Origin of the sequence: Chitinimonas sp. BJB300 (genome assembly GCF_002735695.1) — a bacterium.
GTDB lineage: Bacteria > Pseudomonadota > Gammaproteobacteria > Burkholderiales > Chitinimonadaceae > Chitinimonas.
The window spans coordinates 1-19,834 of record NZ_PDZH01000063.1 but is presented as its reverse complement, the minus strand read 5'-3'; the positions used below and the strand labels follow the sequence as shown (position 1 = coordinate 19,834).

The window sequence follows — 19,834 nt, the reverse complement described above, 5'->3', positions numbered from 1 at the left end:
CGCAGGAAAATGAAAAAGCCCAGCTAAAACACGCCGGGCTTGCGATTATAAAGGGCTCGCGCCATAGGGTAACGCTCGTTTACCGTACTTTCTCCGCATTCCGTTCAGTACCCTGCCGCGCTACCACCGCCTTTCACCCACCTAGGAGACCAACACTTGCACCTGCTTCAGCAAATCCCGCTGAGTAAGGTACAGGCGTAAGTCAAATTCCAGCTGTGCATAACCAGGCTGCATGTACTCGCATAACTGATAAAACGCCTTGCTATGCTCACGCTCCTTCAGATGCGCCAATTCATGCACCACGATCATGCGCAGAAACTCCGGTGGCCCCTCTTTGAACAAGGACGCAATCCGAACCTCTTTCTTGGCCTTCAGCTTGCCGCCTTGCACACGCGAAATCGCTGTATTGAGGCCGAGCGCCTGATGGATGAGGTCCAGCTTGCTGTCATACACCACCTTGTCCACGGCCGGCGCGTTGCGTAAGAACATCTGCTTGATCTCATTCGCGTACAGATACAGCGCCTTGTCCGTCTGCACCGCGTGCCGTGCCGGGTAGCGCTGCGCCAGGTGTATACCGAGCTGATCCTGTGCAATCAGGGCACGTACCCTGTCTTGCAAGGCGGGGGAATAAGCTTGGAGATACTTGAGTTGGAGCATGGCGAAAGATAACAAGCGGCTAAGCGACACATTTTACCTGGCTTCGCTCAAAAAGTTTTTGCCGTCGCGCAGTTACCACCATCATCCACTGGTTAGCTGAGCAGCCGTTGTGCTGCGGTTAATACAGAACTCAGCCTTTCCTATTTTAGGAAGCATGCTAGCCCAGCGACGCGTAACATTATTCAACCAAGGTGCGCCATAGCTTTTTTGGCTTAAGGCTTTAATTAATATATTAATGTCGCGTAACAACAAAATATTATTTCCTGTTTAACACGCCATATTGTTGCTTACATCAAAAGTAGCGTATTATTCTGTACTTAAAAGCAAATTTAAAAAAAGAATATAAAAAATCCGCAACTGTAATATACGAGGAATAACAATAGAAATGAAGTAAAAGCAGCGACACTTCAATTAAACACATCCGCGGTTCAAATTTCTTATGTGATTCATGAAATCCTCATGAGCACATACAGGATTTGGTTCATGCATCAGCTGTTTTATAATTAATACCCTGGGAAGCAAATGAGCGATACGGCTTTATTCAGTAAAGAAAACATAGGTGCACCCGACATAAACCTCTATGCCGACGCGCTGATGCGCGATGGCTATAGCACGGTTTCTGCACAAATCTACAATGTGAATGTCAATTTCAATCAATTTGAAAAATTGACCAATGCGCAACTCGATTATTACCGGCTTTCTGCCGACCCCCACGGTGGCGGACGCTATCGGGCTTTTTCCCGCTATCGGTTAACGCCAGGTTCCACCATACCGATTCTGGACGAAACAAATGAGTATGTTCAGTCGCCTGAATATAATTATGATGACGGCGGCTTGGTGCGTAGGTTTGCACCTTTATCACTCGACTTTCGTAATAATCCATTGATTCAACATTTGATCAGTCGGGACTTGGAAATAGCACGGGCAACACAATTAGTGGATTGGTCGCAAAATGTTTTGATCGGCCTACATCAAATCCGTTATCACGCAAAACCCGATGCCCCCTCCATCAGCTCGCCAATCTGGTTGCATCGCGATGATGAACCCGTCGTATTCATCCATCTATTCAACCTCAGCGCCAGCGCACTGGGTGGCGATAATCTTATTTCCACAGGTAATCGGAATATCAGCCGGGTTATCCGACTAACCTCACCATTGGAGTCGGTAGTGCTCGGTAAAAAAGTGCTGCATGCGGTGACGCCGGTAGGCACCAACTCAAGTACTGGTGCGTATCGTGACATCTTACTAATCACTTTTTCCAATGAGGAAAAACAATGACCCGAAAGATCATGATTATCGGTACGGGCATTGGCATTGGTTTTTCCTGCACACAGGCTTTGTTGCATAAAACCCCATAACACCAGGCTTGACGCCGGGCGTAGGCTGGTTCGATGAAACCCGCCCAAGCCACGCTACTGCACGACAAACTAACCTGAATACAACTGCAATCTGCAGGCGCGAGGTGCGCTCGCCATCTGGTTTTAACTATAAGTCACGTGGTGCCGCAATGAACGGGAAGGCAAAATGGGCGCGCCGGGATGGTCAACCTTGACGAGAAAAAAAGCCAACCATTAATCAGCGCTCAGCATTTTATCAATCATTCAATCATCGCAAATGCCCAATCATATTTCCCATCTAAAAACAAGACTGGTATGGTTTGTTAGCTTTTCCGCTTTTGGCGGACTTATGCTCTGGAAGTGCATCTCAGAACAAAATTACATCGATGTAATGATCAGTGTGAGCTTTATCTTCCTCGGCGTTTTTGCATTTCTCAATACAATCCCCTTCAACAAACCCATTTCATTGCATGGCATTCCAATTTCACCAAAATACTATAAGTTAAATGTATTTATTTCAGCTGTTGCCATATCGCTTTTGTTACTTGGGCATGCGGTAAAATTTATCGCTTCATTTTAATCATGTAGTTTAGGTGGGTAAAATTGATAGTAAACACAGTTTTCCATACTACCCAAACTTACTATTCATTCAAAACAGCACCTAACAAAACGCCAAGTAAACTCGCTCGGCGTATTGTTAGGGGCTGAAACTATGACCTATACAACTTCGGCTGCTTCAGTCCAATCCAAGATGACCTTGCCAGACTGGCCAGACAACATTGTTTCAAAACCGGTGACATAGTCCTCAACCGGGAAACGATGGGTAATCATCGGCGAAAGGTCCAACCCGCTTTGTAGCATCGCCGCCATCTTGTACCAGGTCTCAAACATTTCACGGCCATAAATGCCCTTGATAATCAGGCCCTTGAAAATAACCTGATTCCAATCAATTGCCATATCCGCTGGCGGAATACCCAGCAGCGCAATCTTGCCGCCGTGATTAATGGTGTCGAGCATGCCACGGAAGGCACTGGGGTTGCCCGACATTTCCAGGCCGACATCAAAGCCTTCCGTCATGCCCAGTTCCTGCATCACCGCCTTCAAATCCCGCTTCGCGACGTTCACTGCTCGGGTGGCGCCCATCTTGAGGGCAAGCTCCAAGCGATATTCATTCACATCGGTAATCACTACGTGGCGCGCACCCACATGGCGGGCAATGGCGGCCGCCATAATGCCAATGGGGCCTGCCCCTGTAATCAGCACATCTTCTCCAACCAAATCAAAGCTCAGCGCCGTATGGGTGGCATTGCCAAATGGGTCGAGAATCGAGGCGATTTCGTCGGGAATATCATCGGGAATCTTGAAGGCATTGAAAGCCGGAATCACCAGATATTCGGCAAACGCCCCTTCGCGGTTCACCCCCACACCGGTGGTATTGCGGCACAGGTGGACACGGCCGGCGCGGCAATTGCGGCAGTAACCACAGGTGATATGCCCCTCGCCCGAAACACGGTCTCCAATTTTATAGCCCTTGACCTCCGACCCCATGCCCACCACTTCACCCACATACTCGTGGCCGACATGCATACCCACCGGAATCGTCTTTTGCGCCCAGTCGTCCCACTTCCAGATATGGATATCGGTACCGCAAATCGCGGTCTTGCGAATCTTGATCAGCAAGTCGTTGTGACCCACTTCCGGCTTTTTGACGCGCTGCAAGGTCAACCCTGGTGCAGCTTCGGCTTTAACAAGTGCTTTCATGTTTCTATCTCCAAACAGCAGGCGATTATCGGCCTGCTTGATACTTATTACGCCATCAGACCCCTGCGGACTGAACAGCAAGGCGGTCGGTTTGGCGGCGATGCGCCAGCCAACGTGCGCGCCACCGCAACGACGGCCGTTCCAAAAGCCAATACAATGTTGCGCCACCCAGCAAGGCCAGCGCGGCATATACCACCAAGGCCAAAACACCTTGCCCCTGCAACGCTGGGGCCAAGTGCTGGCGGGCAACAGCCCAGACCATTTTGTGACTTAAATACAAGCTGAATGCCATAGCGGCAACGGGGGCAATACCCGGCAAACACAACCGGCCCAGCAGGCTCTGTTCACTATCGGCAGCCGCCACCAAGAAGGCCAATCCAGCGGCCAGAAGGGGGAAACCTGCAACAACAGGCCAGAATGCTTCGCGGCTTTGCAAAAGCCAGAAAGCACCGGCCAGGAGTAATGCTGCACTTATGTACAAAGCCCATTCATGCCGTTGCACACGTGCCCAGATCTGAGGGCGAAACTCACGCAATAGCGCCAGGGCAACCCCGGCCAACAAGCCGTCCAGACGGGACCAGCTTGGGTAATAAATCAACTCCATATAACGCTGGCTAAACAGGTTATCGTTGCTGTGCAACGCCAACAATGGCTCAAGTTCATGCAGCCACAGGGCTCCCCGCAGCACCATTCCACCCAACAATACGCCGGCCAGCAGCGCCATGACCCGCTTGGGCCCGATGCGTCCAAACAAGGCCAGGCAGATCAAGGGCAATAAAAGATAGAAGTGTTCTTCAACACAAAGCGACCATACGTGGGAAAACGCTTTCGGGGTGGAAATATCGATCAGCAGGTTTTCGGTAAAGCTGGCGAACTGCCACAGCGGTTGAATCTGCGTTGTCTCGCGCCAACTGGGCATAGCAAAGTACAGCAACACCATCAGGGCGTAGGCGGGCAGAATGCGAAAGGCTCGCTTTCCCATAAATTCGACGATATCGGGACGCTGCCCGCGCCGCATCGGCACAAAGAGTTGGCCCCCGATCAAGAACCCACTGAGTACAAAAAAGAGATCTACCCCCATCCAGCCCCAGCGCGTAAACGCCAGCAAAGGAGTACCCAAGCCCATTATCTGGGCGTGATAGAACATCACCCAGATAATGGCGAAGGCACGCAACAAGTCCAGTCCGGGCCGGCGCAACGCGGGAGTGTCATTTACGACCAACGCGTGCGCCTTATCCATGACTAAATCACGCCCAGCGTCTTGCCAACCGTGGTAAAGGCTGCCACCACATCATCGATATGCTCGGTACTATGTGCCGCGCTCATCTGGGTACGGATACGCGCTTTGCCTTTGGGCACGACAGGGAAAGAGAAACCGATCACATAAATACCCTGCTCAAGCAGCATGGCTGCCATCTCACCCGCAAGGCGTGCATCCCCCAACATCACTGGCACAATGGGGTGAACACCGGGTTGCAGCGTAAAGCCCGCAGCCGTCATCTTGCTACGAAAGCGCTCGGCGTTGGCTGCCAGCTTTTCACGCAGGCGCGGGCCATCGGTTTCCAGGATGCGGAAAACTTCTAGGCTCGCCGCGGTAATCGACGGGGCAAGCGAATTGGAGAATAGATAGGGACGCGAGCGCTGGCGCAGCAAATCAATAATGGCTTGGCGGCCAGCCACATAGCCACCCGAAGCACCACCCAATGCCTTGCCCAATGTGCCGGTGTAGATATCAATCCGATCACCCACACCACAGTATTCAGGCGTGCCCCGGCCATTCGCACCGATAAATCCAACGGCATGCGAGTCATCCACCATCACCAACGCGCTGTATTTATCTGCCAGGTCACAAATCGACTTCAGGTCGGCGATAAAGCCATCCATCGAGAATACGCCATCCGTCACAATCAAGACAAAGCGCGCACCGGTATCCTTGGCGGCTTTGAGCTGAACTTCCAGATCGGCCATGTCGTTGTTCTTGTAACGGTAGCGCTTGGCCTTGCACAGTCGCACACCGTCGATGATCGAGGCATGGTTCAATTCATCCGAGATCACCGCATCCTGCTCGCCCAACAACGTTTCAAAGACACCGCCATTGGCGTCGAAACAACTGGAATACAGAATCGTGTCATCGGTTTGCAAGAAGCGTGAAATCGCCGCTTCCAAGTCTTTATGCACCGATTGGGTCCCACAGATGAAGCGTACGGATGCCACCCCATAGCCATAGTCATCCACCCCTTTCTTAGCGGCAGCGATCAACCGTGGGTCATTGGCCAGGCCAAGGTAGTTATTCGCGCAAAAATTAAGGACTTCACTGCCATCCTGCAAAGCAATGTCTGCACGCTGAGGCGATGCGATGACACGCTCGGGCTTGAAAAAGCCCGCATCCTTAATGGCTGTCAGCTCGCTTTCCAGGTGGGATAGGAATACGTGGTTCATATTTCTCCTCTTATAGGTCTCAGTCGCCGCACATAAAGCTAAGCATTGTTGATATAGGTCTTACCATCACACCGACACAGACTTCGAGAAAATCTGAGGGTGATTAACCCGCCATAACCGGAACGGATTAACACTTTGAAGGGCTTGGTTACATTCACTGCCAAGGCAGCAAAACCAAGCTACGTAGAATCCGCCGCGATTTTACACACTCCCCGCCGCTGAGTGGGCCAGAACAAGCCCAACAGCTTGCTTTTCCCGGCTTAAAGCAATAACAAAAAGATCGTAGCAATGAACTAATCTATCAGCTGATGGATTTCAGGCTTCAAAGATCACGCCAACAACGTCATATTTAACAAAGTTAACGTCGGGGAATGCTTATCAGCACCCTGAAGGAAATGCGACATGATTAACTGGATCGCAACACTGATGCGTCGCCATAGTTACCCAGCCCGATTTGGGTTGATTGGCGCAATCTCTATCATTACCCTACTTTACTTGGGCTATAGCCTATATCGCACCAATCAAGACAACGTAGACTTTTCCGCCAAGGAAAGAATAGGCGTCGAATACCTGAAGGGCGGGTTGCCCCTGCTTGAAATGCTGGCTACTCGCCGTAACAGTGCCGCATCTACTAGCAATATCGATAGCGCCGGCAAAGTGGACACTGCACTTGCTCAAGTAGCAGCCGTCGAACAAAAGTTAGGTGCAGAACTCGGTACGAATAAAGCCTTCGCCGCAGTAAAACAAGCCTGGCAGGACGCGCGTAACAGTGACGGCAAACCACCGGCCGAACGTGTGGCGCTGCACAGCGCGGCGATTAACCAAGTACTCAACCTGCTGGTTACGGCTTGCGACAACTCCAACCTGACACTCGACCCTGACATTGACTCCTACTACCTGATGGACTCCGCCTGCGTGAAATTGCCCACATTGGCAGGCCGGGTGGGCGAGCAATCGGCGTTGATGCTACAGGCTGTCGGCGCAAAAGCCATGGACGATGCATTAAAAACACGCCTTGTCGAACTGCGCCCCCTGGTATCTGACACCTACTCAGGCTTAGACGGCAATCTGGGCAAAAGCTTCGCCTATAATACTCAACTGCCCAAACACCTGAGTGGTAAACAAAATCAGTTCAATGCAGCTCTCCAAGCCATTAGCGTTAGTGTGGATAAGATCATTGGCAACGACTTGGAAAGCCAAGCGGCGGCGCTACCCGCCAAGGCTGATAATGCAACCAGCCAGATTAGCGCCATTAACCTTGCCAGCAGTGAGGAACTGGATAGCCTTCTACAGGACCGGGTCGAGCGCATTACACTGCAACGCAATATCTATGTGGGGGCGAGTGTTGGGGCCATTGCTGCAATTCTATTGCTCTTCATCGCCCTTTATCGTTCGATTACTGGCCAATTGGGCGACGAACCTTCGCAGGTGGAAGCCATCGTCAAACGGATTGCCGAGGGCAAGCTCGACACCGAGATCAAACTACGTCCTGGCGACCAGGACAGCCTGCTGGCCGCCATTCGCCAGATGCGTGATCAATTACGCGACATGGTTTTGGAAATGCTGCGTCTATCGGAGCAGTCCACCACCGCAGCGCAGCAACTCGCGCAAAACGTGGCGCAGATTGCACAGGCCAGCACCACTCAGAGTGAAGCGGTTGCCGGCGCGGTATCGGCCGTAGAGCAACTCAGCGCGTCTATCGTGAATGGCGCGCATTCTTCCAGCGAAGCCAAAGAGAAATGCACGCTAAGCAACAAGACTGCCAGCGATGGCAGCACCATCATCCGCCAATCCATTGGCAACATGAACAGCATTGCGCAGGAAGTGGGCCTGACTGCACGCACCATCGAAGCCTTGGGCGAGCAATCCGCCGCCATCACCAATGTCGTCGGCGTCATCCGTGACGTTGCCGAGCAAACCAACCTGCTAGCCCTGAACGCCGCCATTGAGGCTGCCCGCGCTGGCGAGGCGGGGCGGGGCTTTGCGGTGGTCGCCGACGAAGTACGCAACCTTGCCGCCCGTTCCGCCACAGCCAGTAACGAAATCGCCAACTTTGCCAGCGCCATACGCACCGCGGCGGGCGATGCAGTCAGCCGTATGCAGGCCACGGTGCAAATTGTAGAAAGCGGACGGCACAATACCGACGCGGCCAGCGACTCCATCGAACGTATCCAGCAAGGCAGTGCCGGCGTAGCCCAGACCATTGAATCGATTGCAGATACCCTGGTCGAACAACGTACCGCCAGCCAGTTGCTGACCCAACACCTGGAATCCATCTCCGGTATGAGCGAAGCCAACGCCCACTCGGCCAAGCAGGGTGCAACCTCCGCCCAACAGCTACATACCCTCGCCAACCAGCTTGCCGAAACCGCCCGGCGCTTTTCGGTTTAGCGTTTCTATTTCTACCCCTTGTCAAGCAGCCACTAGACGGCAAGGGGTCTGCTAAACTCCCCGCCCAGCAGGCTGGCATAAGCCGTTACGACATGGCGACGGCGTCCTCCGCGCACTCGACAGCCAGCCCTACACCCTAGCCCTACCCGCAACAAACTCCCTCAGGAAGCTGCATGCACGACAACAACCAGTTCAGCCTGTTCAAACAACGGCGCTTCCTACCGCTGTTCACCACGCAGTTCCTCGGCGCCTTCAACGACAATCTGTTCAAAAGCACCATGCTGGTGATGATCACCTTCTTTGACCTAGGCTTTGCCGGGCTCGATGCCCCCACACTCGTCAACGCCGCAGCCGGTATCTTCATCCTGCCCTTCTTTCTGTTCTCCGCCACAGCGGGCCAATTGGCCGAGAAATTCGATAAAGCCACACTGGCGCGATGGATCAAGCTATTGGAGATCGCCATCATGCTGTTGGCCTCCATCGGCTTTATCTACCGCAGCGTAGCCCTCCTGATGGGCTGCCTGTTCCTGATGGGCGTGCACTCCACGCTGTTCGGCCCGCTCAAGTATTCGATCCTGCCGCAATACCTCAGCGAGCAAGAACTGCTAGGCGGCAACGGCCTGATCGAGATGGGCACCTTCGTCGCTATTTTACTAGGGCAAATCGGCGGCACGTTATTGGTGGAGCGCAACCCCGATAACGTCGCGGTTGTGGCTGCCGCCTGCATCGGCGTCGCCATACTGGGCTATCTCAGCAGCCGTGCCATGCCCCCTGCCCCGCCGCAGGCCAATGACCTGAAAATCAACTGGAATATCTTCACCGAAACCTGGCACATCATCCGACTAAGCCGGCGTAACCTCACGGTCTTCCATTCCCTGATGGGGATTTCCTGGTTCTGGTTTTTCGGCGCCGTCTACCTTACCCAATTGCCGACCTATGCCAAGGAAGTGCTGGGTGGCAATGCTGAGGTCTACACGCTGCTAGTCGCGTTGTTCTCGGTGGGGGTCGGCGCGGGCTCCGCGCTGTGTGAAGTATTGTCAGGCCGTAAGATCGAAGTCGGACTTGTACCGTTTGGCTCGATCGGCATGTGCATCTTCGGTATCGACCTTTACTTTGCCGCCCCGCTCAGCCCCGCAGCTGGCATTGGCGCAATGGCGTTCTTGCACAACGTCGCTCACTGGCGTCTCATGGCCGACTTTACTTTATTGGGCATCTTTGGCGGTTTCTTCATCGTGCCGCTCTATGCACTCATCCAATTGCGCAGTGAACCAGAATACCGCTCACGCATCATCGCCGCCAACAACATCCTCAACTCCTGCTTCATGGTGGTTTCGGCAGTCGTCAGCATCCTCATCCTGCACGCGGGCGCGAGCATTCCGCACCTGCTGCTGATTGTGGCACTGATGAATATCCCGGTTGCCTTCTATGTCTACGGATTGCAACCCGAATTCCTCATGCGCTTTCTGGTGTGGATCGCCACACACACCATGTATCGCGTCAAGCACGAAGGCTTGCAAAACATTCCCGAGGAAGGCGCGGCGGTGCTGATCTGCAACCACGTCAGCTTCATGGATGCGCTGGTCATCGGCGGAGCAATACGTCGCCCCGTGCGATTCGTCATGGACCACCGCATCTTCAAGATCCCATTGCTGAGCTTCATCTTTCGCACTGCCGGCGCGATCCCCATCGCCCCCGCCAAGGAGGACCCAGCCATGAAAGAGCGCGCCTTTATCAAGGTGCAGGAATGTCTATCAAACGGTGAACTGGTTTGCATCTTCCCCGAAGGCAAGATCACCTACGATGGCGAAATGGGCCCATTCAAACCCGGTGTGATCGAAATCGCCCAACGCAGCAACGCACCCGTCATCCCGATGGCCTTGCGTGGCCTGTGGGGCAGCTTTTTCAGCCGTAAAGATGGCACCGCCATGCTGAAAATGCCGCGGCGGATTTGGTCGAGAATTACTTTAGTGGCAAGTACACCCGTGCCGGTCACAGAATTGGATTTAGCTGATTTGCAAACACGGGTAGGGACGTTACGGGGTAATGAAAAATAGGCAGTGCCCCCGCCGTCCAATGATGAGCGCCCAGATTCGGAAGAGATTTGTTAAGAAGAAAATCTGGGGCCTAGCTTAACAAGCTATTGTTTTTCTCCGCTCAGTCAGGCTACTGAGCATCTCACATACTCGAGATTGAGATTGATCATCCAGCCTTCAAGAGACTCAATCTGATATTCATCACAAGGTAGCAGTACATTGGAAAGACAAGCCCCCCCCACACACATCGATGTAAGCGTCATTGTCCCTGTATTCAACTGCGCTCAGTATCTCGTCGAGTTACTTGAATCACTCTGCGCGCAGGTACATTGTTCCTTGGAAATCATCGCCGTCAACGACGGTTCCACTGATGAGAGCTTAGCTATTTTGGAACGCTACTCGCGGCTCGACCCAAGAATAGTGATAGTTACTCAGGAAAATCTTGGCTTATCTGCTGCGAGGAATACAGGAATTCAACTAGCCCGTGGCGACTGGATCGCATTTGCGGATGGCGATGACTGGCTTGCCCCTGATGCTTTGCATACTTGGTGCAAGGAAGGGTTGGAAAAAAAGCTGGACGTAGTTATTGGAAATGGTTTCCGCTTCGACACTTGCCCCACACAAGTGTTGACCAACCCAATCTGTTCCTGGAAACCAAGCGAAGCCGTGATATCCGGAGAAGATTGGGTCATTCAAAGCGTTGCGCAACGCCAATGGAAGCACTACGCCTGGTTGCAGCTCATTCGTCGAAGCCTTGTTGTCGAGAATGACCTCCGGTTTCAGGTGGGTATGTTCCACGAGGACATTCTATGGACTACTCATCTAGCAGCATGCGCAAAGCGGATAGGCTTTTGCGATGCGCCGTTCTATGGCTACCGCATATCTCCGACCTCGATTACCAACACGGCTTCGCAAGATACTATTGTCCGCAGGGTACGCAGCTATATTGCGATTGTTGACGGGTTGTCCAACGCCACATCTTGGTCACACTTGTCACCACGATTCCGGAAAGCGCTTTTGCGGCAAGCCAACATTGAAGCAGGGCATCTAACAGGTCTGCTTCGAAACCACACCCTACCGCTGAGTCATCAACCTCCAGTTGCAGAATTCACTCTAATTCGGAAGCTAATTGCCCCTGTTTTCAAAGGTGCTACGACGGCGAGTGAAGTCTGGCGAGCGGTCCGCTTCTGGAGAACCGTTTTTCGTATTTTCCCAAAATAATGCCGATTTACAAGGTTGTAGCGTCAAATTGTTCGATTACCCGGACCAGACTGCCTGAACGATTGAAGGGGGGTGAATCAAAAGATTCACGATCGAATATGTGTAAGCCTAGGGTGAGTCTCCCTTGCGCTGATGCTGAAACAATACTCTTAGGCTGGTGGCGTGTAATAACATCTCTCGTTTACCCCATTGGTTGAACCAAGCTTTATTCAGCACTACCCTACTTGTAGCATCGCCCATTTGAAACATACCGTCATTACACCCATGCGGCTTTTAATTCTTCGCACCGGCCCGACTTTGTCCCGTACACGTCGGGCCTTTGCTTGCCGGCTCCACCTACCGCCACGGACACCCGCATGCCTCCCGTCGTCTTGATCCGTAGTCTGCTTGCCCCCTACAAAACCCGCATCGTCATTGCAGCCATCGCGCTGGTCATCGCCGCAGGCTGCATGTTGCTGGTTGGCCAAGGTTTGCGCGCAGTGATCGACAAAGGCTTTGTGGCCAGCGACCCCACTTTAATCGACCAAGCACTGCTAGCGCTGTTTGGCTTGATTGCGGTTATGGCTACTGCCACCTATGCGCGGTTCTACTTCGTATCGTGGCTGGGCGAGCGAGTAACCGCCGACCTGCGGCGCAAGGTATTTGACCATCTGCTCACGCTACCGCCGTCGTTTTTCGAAAGTGGCCGTACCGGTGAGGTCATTTCACGCCTGACCAATGACACGACGCAAATCGAAACAGTGATTGGCTCATCTGCTTCGATGGCGCTACGCAATGCGCTGATGCTGGTGGGAGGATTGGTGATGCTGGCTGTGACCAGCCTGAAGCTGACATTGCTTGTATTGGTATGCGTGCCGCTGGTAGTAGCACCTATTCTCCTGTTCGGCCGCCGAGTACGCAAATTGTCGCGGCAAAGCCAGGACAAGGTCGCTGCCGTCAGCAGTGTCATCGACGAAACCGTACACGAAATCCGTACCGTCCAGGCTTATGGCCACGAGCCAAGCGACCGAGCAGCCTTTGCCGACCGGGTTGAGGCGACCTTCGCGACCGGTAAGCAGCGCATACGTCAACGCGCCATGATGATAGTCGCTGTCATGGTGCTGGTGTTTGGCGCAGTGGCGGCCATTCTGTGGGTTGGGGGCCACGATGTACTGGCAGGCAAAATCAGCGCAGGCCAACTATCAGCCTTTGTCTTCTATGCCGTGATTGTGGCGGGCGCAGTGGCAACCATCTCGGAAGTAATCGGTGAGGTGCAAAGGGCAGCTGGGGCGTTGGAGCGGTTATTGGAACTATTGAGCACCCATCCCGGCGTGGCAAATCCATCCGTACCAAAAGCGCTACCTCTACCTCCCCGCGGCGAGATCAGTTTTGACGCCGTACAGTTCCACTACCCAACCCGGCCCGAACAAGCTGCGCTCGCCGATTTCACGCTCACTGTCGCCCCAGGCGAGAAGGTTGCACTGGTAGGGCCCAGTGGCGCGGGCAAGAGCACGGTGTTTCAATTGCTGCTGCGCTTTTACGACCCAGCCAACGGTACGGTACGCGTTGACGGCATGGACTTGCGGGATGTGTCTATTGATACTCTGCGCAGCCGTATCGCGATCGTGTCGCAAGAAGCCGTGATCTTTGCTATGAGTGTTCTAGACAATGTGCGTTACGGCCGTCCCGATGCCAGCGAGGCCGAGGTCAAAACCGCTTGCGACGCAGCCTTTGCCAGTGAATTCATCGAACAGCTACCCGAGGGCTATCAAACCGACCTGGGAGAGCGCGGCGTGCGGCTATCCGGTGGGCAGCGCCAACGGATAGCCATTGCACGGGCCATACTGGCCGATCGCCCCATCCTGTTACTCGACGAAGCCACCAGTGCATTGGACTCGCACAGCGAACGGATGGTGCAGCAGGCACTTGACCGGCTCATGCAAGGCCGCACCACCCTGATCATCGCCCATCGGCTCTCCACAGTACTGCACGCCGACCGCATTGTACTGGTCGACGCCGGACGAATCGGGGGTGTCGGCAGGCATACCGAACTTTTAGCGAGCAACCCGCTGTACCACCGGCTAGCCCAATTGCAGTTGCAAGCATAAAAACTTCTGGGACTTATAATATTTCGTTGAAATAGCCGTTATCTAACGGTAATTATTCAATATCTTTTCGATACTGCCATTTCTCTTTAATTCCTGCAGGGCATTAATGATTTTTTCTGGTGGCACCTTCCCTTTTAAAGGGACGCCGCATTGAGATCCGACACGGGAAATAACCAATTGCCACCCAGAGAGATGATGATTTGGATTGATGCGCTTATACCAACTAAGCACCAATGCATCCGATATCCCATACTTTGTACGCCCTGCAGCTAATTTAAGAATCACACTCTGCTGAGTAACCGCATCTTCACGCGTATACCTTCCGTTGGAAAAAAAAGGATCTAACGCAGGGTAGTGATACCCCAGTACACCCCCGATAGTCGAATCTACCGGCATATCGGCAATGGTTTTGGGTTCTGGCGTAGTTTCATGCGCAAAGATCACATCAGACAGATCAAACAATGGTCCACTCCAAACATACTCATCCGGTGACACCGTCCATTGCGGAATGAGTTCACAGAGTAGGTCTGCCTTGCCTGCACGCACTGCGCTATCCACTCGCTTCCAAGGTAGCGTCACAAAAGACACCTTCATTGCCAGCTGTATGCTAAGTGCCTGCCCAAGATCATACATGATGCCCCCCACCAACCTTTCACCCTGAAACTTGGCATCAGGCATGGTTGAAGAAAGCGTAACGCCAAAACGAAGACTCTCAGCCGCTTCGGCTACTTGCGCAGCAAGCACCATTGGCAAAACCGCACAGAGTAGTCGCTTCATTTGCGCTGTCACTTTCCTTCAAAAAGGATGACGCTGCATAACCCCGTTACAGTATAGAGACTGATAAATCGAATACGTTTGCCAATAGCGCATCAAGCAATAAGGCCACTTGCCATTTCAACGCTGCTAGATATGGAACTTAGGGTCCGCCGGTGGATGCGTAAGGCAATGACCAGCTTGAAGCTTCATACTGCGTAACGCTAAATTTAAATGCCCCCGGCAAAATCGGGGGCATTCTTTACGGTGTTGGTTACGTACTTATTATAGAAATAAGCACGCCCTGGATACGAATAGATTAGCGCTTGGCGTTAATGCGACGGGTATTCAAGCCATCACTTAACACGACTTCCCATTCACCACCACTGGAAAGACGGGTGACATCAATCATCACTTGCCCACCCACCAGATCAGCACCAACCAGGGTCTTCTCTCTGCCCAGGTGTACCAGAGTCAGATACTTGAAGCGGCTGTCATCCCAAGAAAGATTCAGCTTGCCACTACTTTCCTGCCACGCCAACTTCACACCACCGACACTACCTGAATAGCGGGCAGCAACCTGTGGCTTTGCTTGTGGCAATACCTTGCCTGACTTCAGTACTTCGATGCTGACAATCTCAGCGGTAGGCTTAACCAGCTTCAGCCGGAAGTGCCTTAATGGCGTAGCCGCATCAGCGACCTCAACCGCGTGGAACGGGGTTACCACCTCGCCACCGTCACTGAGCCGTAGCTTAAGCTGGTATTCGCCGCTATAGCGCTGTGGCATACCAAACCCACCGCTGACCGGCTCCAGTGTTACGCCTTCATTTTCAATCTTGCCGGCAATTTCCAATAACTCCGCTTTTGCTGAGTAAGCTTGCATCGCTGAGCCGGTAGGGTAAAGCCAACTTTCCAAATGGGCTTGGACCTGAGCATAGCCATAGTCAGAGAACCAGTCCCCATCACAATAACCCATGATATCTTTAGCTTTATCACCATCAAGTTGTACGATCGCGCCCGTTAAATTGTCATAAACGGCCGCATTGCCCAAACCACCATCCGCATAAGGAAAGCCCGGCTCCGTATTAGCTGCACCACCGCAAGGCGCGTGTGGACGACCAAAATTGTGGCCTAGCTCATGCGCCATTGTCTGTAAATAGCCTGAGTTACGCGTATCAAGACCAATGGAAGAACGACGATTGCCATCACCGGGTGACGTTATATTACCTAACCCGGCAGTACCACCATGGAAATTGGCATCTGGAACCAAGCCGTAATAGTGCTTTTCATTTTCTTCTTTATCACGCAGCTGATCCAACTTGTTCAGGGTGGAACCCCAGCCAAATGATCCTGGAATCAGGAATTCCGCATGCTGCTCTACAGAAATATTGGTCTCGGCAATCGGCAACATCTTGCCCAGCATAGTACGCACTACTGTCAGGTCCGGCACCAAGCCCGTTAGATTCCTTTCTTCAACTTTAAGTGGTACGAGCGTTAGAACCAGATTCGTTGGCTTACCCACCACCGGGCGCGCTGTTTCGCTTGCGCCTGTTGTCAGCTTCTTCGCAGGGTCGACCACGATTTCTAGGCTAAGGTCTTCTTGTATCCAGCTCGCAGGCAGTTTGGTCGTAAAGGTTTGGTCCAATGCACTCGCCTGTGGCACAGCCAACAATTTACTCGGGCCGGTCAGTTGAATAGCACCCAATGATTTACCACCCGCTTTCCCTGTCACCTGGACTTCAGGGCTATTCGTGCCATCACGCCCAGCAACAAAAACACGCAATAATGCTTGCTTGCCTGGAACCAAGCGTTGATAGCCCTCTCCTGGCGTTTGCAGATAAGTTTGGCCTACTTCTACACGGGCAATCGCAACAACTGGCTTCCCAGAAATAGCCGCTTCAACGTCTGTTAACACACCTGCAACAACGTCGGCTTGACTACCTCCCTTCAGCACCACTTCGCCACCACCTGCCGGCAATTTGAAAGTCAGCTTACTCGCCTCTCTCGATACCACGGTGACCGCTGCTTTATTGACCGTAACCGTCGCGACGCTGGATAAGTTGCTACCCGTCACCGTAACAATTTGATCCGGTTTCCCACCTCGGGGCTGCATGTCCTTCGCCACAATGGTGGGTGCTACCCAAAAGTATTGGTCTGTGTTGACGCTGCCGTTTTTTTCCTTCCATGTTAAATTACTGCTCACTGCATCCACCGGTACGGTAACGCGTAGCTTTTGACTACTGACAACTTCCGGTTTTGCCAAGGCAGAAATCTTATCCGGGTGAAATGAGATTTCCCGGATCCCATCAAGACCTTCCCCTTCTATCTCAATCACGCTGCCAGCGGGTGCCTGTATGGGTTTGATGGTAGTTACCTTGACAGGTGTCACCACAGTAAGCGGCTGCGGCAACGCTAGTACAAGATTATTGCCGTAATGAAGTGTCAAATTACCCGATTGGGTATTTTTTTCGATATAGACCTGTATTTCGGTGTCAGATTTTCCATATGGATAGATGCTGAGTTCCTTGCCATTCAGTCGTACTTCCTTAACCAAGTCCAGATTAGCGCCCAATAGCTTTAAGTAGCTACCGCTATACGCAACCCTAGGATTAAGCCTCCTAACGACGGGCTCTCCGACTATCGCCACCATCTGCGTTGATTGAACAGCCGCACCGCCAGTCTGTATATCAATTACACCCGCTTTCGCTTTGTCCGTAACTTCAACGGTGAGCTTGGTGTCTGAATCCTTAGTGAAACTCAGTTCCACCCCACCCATCAAGACACGTGTCACAGCCTGCAATCCACTGCCGGATACGGTTAAGCGATCACCGGCCTTCACTCTCAGAGGAGAGACATCACTGATTGCCAAGGTGGAAGTCGGAGGCTGTGGTGTTGGTGTTGGTGTTGGTGTTGGTGTTGGTGTTGGTGTTGGTGTTGGTGTTGGCGTTGGCGTTGGCGTTGGCGTTGGCGTTGGCGTTGGCGTTGGCGTTGGCGTTGGCGTTGGCGTTGGCGTTGGCGTTGGCGTTGGCGTTGGCGTTGGCGTTGATGTTTGCGTGTCTCCGCCTCCCCCGCCACCGCAAGCGGATAGACCAAGCATTAAACATAAGAGCAGGGCGCTGAGAGGTTTTGATCGGACGTGCATTTTAATATCCAATAATTTATTAATCTTGCCAGTTCGGGCGAATGGTCGCCATATTAGCAAGAACTTCTGATATATGGAAATTAAAATGACAAGGTCATCCCAAAAGATGACCACTCTATCCAATTGATAGATAAAGAGAATTACGGTTCCAGCAAGAATTTTCCAAGCAAGAAGCAGGCATAAAAATGACGAACAGATAATCCGCTTTGCCCTCTACCAAGTCTTATCTCCTACCCGTAAGCCACGGCTCAAGACCTATAACCCCCGCAGCAAATCACGTTTGATATCGTCGATATATTCCAACCCTACCGAAATGCGCACCAGACCTTCGCGAATCCCTGCCGTGGCTTTCAGCTCGGGGCTAATTCGGCCGTGGGTGGTGGTGTAAGGATGCGTTATCGTTGTCTTGACATCGCCCAGGTTCGCTGTGCGACTTAGCAGTTGGACACTATCGATAAGCCGCCACGCTGCATCCTTACCCCCCCTCAGTTCAAATGACACCACCCCCCCGCCCCCGGACTGCTGACGCCTGGCCAAGGCATGCTGGGGGTGGGAAGGCAGGCCGGGATAATAGACTTTCGCAACGGTGGGCTGCTGTTCCAACCATTGCGCCAATGCAAGGGCGTTTTCACAATGGGCTTTCATACGGATGCCCAATGTTTCCAGCCCCTTGGTCAGCACCCACGCATTGAAAGCCGAAAGCGTCGGCCCGGCCGTGCGCAAAAACTGGTAAACAGGTTCAATCAAGGCTTTACTGCCCACCACTGCCCCTCCCAATACCCTCCCTTGCCCATCGATGTATTTGGTCGCCGAATGGATGACCAGATCGGCTCCATGCTTGAGCGGCTGTTGCAAAGCAGGCGAGCAAAAGCAATTGTCCACCACCATCAACGCCCCATGCCGATGTGCTATGGCAGAGATGGCGGCAATATCGGCCACTTCAGTCAGCGGATTCGATGGGGTTTCAAGGTAGAACAGACGGGTTTCAGGCTTTACTCCCATTTCCCATGCAGCTGGGTTCGTGGCATCCACATAACTGGCGCTGACACCAAACTTACCTAACCAGTTGTTGAATAGCTGAATTGTGGCCCCAAACATGCCGCTTGATGCCAATATATGGTCACCCGCCTTCAGATGACCCATGCATAGAGAGAGGATGGCTGACATACCGCTGGCCGTGGCCACTGCAGCCTCTGCGCCTTCCATTGCAGCCAAACGATCCTGAAACTGGGTGACGGTGGGATTGGTAAAGCGCGAATAGATGTAGCCGGGTTCTGCGCCTGTAAAACGGGCAGCAGCTTGTGCAGCGTTATCCGCCACAAAGCTGGAGGTCATGTATAACGCCTCGGCATGCTCACCAAACTGACTACGTTCCTGTCCCGCACGTACGGCCAGGGTTTCAAGGTGATACTCAAACTCATCCTGCATGACGTATGCCCGTTTCAATATTTAAATAGTGAGCTGGTACAAAGAATCTGTTTACTGCCTCGCAAGCTAGGGCGAGACAAGGCGAAAACGTTTGAGGAAACGGCGTTTATCATTGGTAAATGAGCACCCGAGGTACGTTTTCAAGGCCACATCGCCGACGCGTAGCAGACACTAGGGCACCTCGAAAAACCCGAATTTTTGACATTACAGCGGCGTAAGTCGACCTTGCGTTGCTTCCAGACAGCCAGTTCCGGAATTTATCACTCGTCTTGCATCGCCTTCCCTCCCGAATTGGCCATTTCCAGCCAATCCAGACGGATTCCTGGCATCAGAAGGCCACCACGCCAGCGACCTTCAGATAGCACAAGCGTTGCAAGTTGTACCCCGCAATCTTCCAGTGCAGATTCAAGGTGGCGCGTGCCAACCCGATGCAACGTAGGGCTTTTCCACCCAACTGCGCCAAGCTCGCAAATGGGTGTTCAACACGAGCACGGATCTTGGCAATCCGTCGATTGCGACGTTTCTGGCATTCGGACAAAGGCTTGTCCGCTCTGCCTTTACGCTGGTTGTGCATGCGCCAGCCTT

14 protein-coding genes are annotated in these 19,834 nt (G+C 52.8%); 6 read left to right on the top strand and 8 right to left on the bottom strand.

Annotated features, from left to right (window positions below; genetic code table 11):
- Nucleotides 1–141 precede the first annotated feature (141 nt).
- Nucleotides 142–657, bottom strand: a complete 516-nt coding sequence (locus tag CSQ89_RS12215; protein WP_099406434.1) for a M48 metallopeptidase family protein — start codon at nucleotides 655–657, stop codon at nucleotides 142–144.
- Between the two features lie 522 nt (nucleotides 658–1,179).
- On the opposite strand from CSQ89_RS12215, the gene CSQ89_RS12210 reads away from it, so the two are divergent.
- Nucleotides 1,180–1,935 (top strand): 2OG-Fe dioxygenase family protein, encoded by a 756-nt coding sequence (locus tag CSQ89_RS12210; RefSeq protein WP_099406433.1) that lies wholly within the window; start codon nucleotides 1,180–1,182, stop codon nucleotides 1,933–1,935.
- 776 nt (nucleotides 1,936–2,711) lie between these two features.
- On the opposite strand, the gene tdh is transcribed toward CSQ89_RS12210, so the two are convergent.
- From tdh to CSQ89_RS12190, 3 genes are read right to left on the bottom strand one after another with little or no spacing between them, the layout of a single operon-like run.
- Nucleotides 2,712–3,755 carry an L-threonine 3-dehydrogenase gene (gene tdh / locus CSQ89_RS12200; protein WP_099406431.1) on the bottom strand — a complete coding sequence of 348 codons (1,044 nt, stop codon included), beginning with the start codon at nucleotides 3,753–3,755 and terminating at the stop codon, nucleotides 2,712–2,714.
- A 55-nt stretch (nucleotides 3,756–3,810) separates the two neighbouring features.
- Nucleotides 3,811–4,995: an acyltransferase family protein gene (locus tag CSQ89_RS12195; RefSeq protein WP_199065472.1), complete on the bottom strand. Its 1,185-nt coding sequence runs from the start codon at nucleotides 4,993–4,995 to the stop codon at nucleotides 3,811–3,813.
- A gap of 2 nt (nucleotides 4,996–4,997) precedes the next feature.
- Nucleotides 4,998–6,194 carry a glycine C-acetyltransferase gene (locus tag CSQ89_RS12190; protein WP_099406430.1) on the bottom strand — a complete coding sequence of 399 codons (1,197 nt, stop codon included), beginning with the start codon at nucleotides 6,192–6,194 and terminating at the stop codon, nucleotides 4,998–5,000.
- 402 nt (nucleotides 6,195–6,596) lie between these two features.
- On the opposite strand from CSQ89_RS12190, the gene CSQ89_RS12185 reads away from it, so the two are divergent.
- The 4 genes from CSQ89_RS12185 to CSQ89_RS12170 all read left to right on the top strand — a co-directional run bounded on the left by CSQ89_RS12185 (nucleotide 6,597) and on the right by CSQ89_RS12170 (nucleotide 13,926).
- Nucleotides 6,597–8,585 (top strand): methyl-accepting chemotaxis protein, encoded by a 1,989-nt coding sequence (locus CSQ89_RS12185; RefSeq protein WP_099406429.1) that lies wholly within the window; start codon nucleotides 6,597–6,599, stop codon nucleotides 8,583–8,585.
- A gap of 173 nt (nucleotides 8,586–8,758) precedes the next feature.
- Nucleotides 8,759–10,639 (top strand): MFS transporter, encoded by a 1,881-nt coding sequence (locus CSQ89_RS12180; protein WP_099406428.1) that lies wholly within the window; start codon nucleotides 8,759–8,761, stop codon nucleotides 10,637–10,639.
- Nucleotides 10,640–10,837: 198 nt separating this feature from the next.
- The gene (locus CSQ89_RS12175; protein WP_099406427.1) at nucleotides 10,838–11,839 is read left to right on the top strand and encodes a glycosyltransferase; all 1,002 of its coding nucleotides are present in this window, start codon (nucleotides 10,838–10,840) and stop codon (nucleotides 11,837–11,839) included.
- Between the two features lie 356 nt (nucleotides 11,840–12,195).
- Nucleotides 12,196–13,926 carry an ABC transporter transmembrane domain-containing protein gene (locus tag CSQ89_RS12170; RefSeq protein WP_099406426.1) on the top strand — a complete coding sequence of 577 codons (1,731 nt, stop codon included), beginning with the start codon at nucleotides 12,196–12,198 and terminating at the stop codon, nucleotides 13,924–13,926.
- 42 nt (nucleotides 13,927–13,968) lie between these two features.
- Here the strand turns inward: CSQ89_RS12170 and CSQ89_RS12165 are convergent, their stop codons facing one another.
- Entirely contained in the window at nucleotides 13,969–14,703 is a 735-nt protein-coding gene (locus tag CSQ89_RS12165; RefSeq protein ID WP_099406425.1) for a substrate-binding periplasmic protein, read from the bottom strand.
- A 295-nt stretch (nucleotides 14,704–14,998) separates the two neighbouring features.
- Nucleotides 14,999–17,470 (bottom strand): IPT/TIG domain-containing protein, encoded by a 2,472-nt coding sequence (locus CSQ89_RS12160; protein WP_139023025.1) that lies wholly within the window; start codon nucleotides 17,468–17,470, stop codon nucleotides 14,999–15,001.
- A gap of 71 nt (nucleotides 17,471–17,541) precedes the next feature.
- On the opposite strand from CSQ89_RS12160, the gene CSQ89_RS22090 reads away from it, so the two are divergent.
- Nucleotides 17,542–17,799: a hypothetical protein gene (locus CSQ89_RS22090; protein ID WP_158228984.1), complete on the top strand. Its 258-nt coding sequence runs from the start codon at nucleotides 17,542–17,544 to the stop codon at nucleotides 17,797–17,799.
- Nucleotides 17,800–18,076: 277 nt separating this feature from the next.
- Here CSQ89_RS22090 and CSQ89_RS12150 read toward each other — a convergent pair whose 3' ends face one another.
- Together CSQ89_RS12150 and CSQ89_RS12145 are read right to left on the bottom strand one after the other, a co-directional pair.
- On the bottom strand, nucleotides 18,077–19,249 hold the full coding sequence (locus CSQ89_RS12150; RefSeq protein ID WP_099406422.1) for an O-succinylhomoserine sulfhydrylase: 1,173 nt from the start codon (nucleotides 19,247–19,249) through the stop codon (nucleotides 18,077–18,079).
- Between the two features lie 328 nt (nucleotides 19,250–19,577).
- Nucleotides 19,578–19,834 (bottom strand): transposase (locus tag CSQ89_RS12145; protein WP_143747071.1); only part of this gene is annotated, 257 nt, incomplete at its 5' end.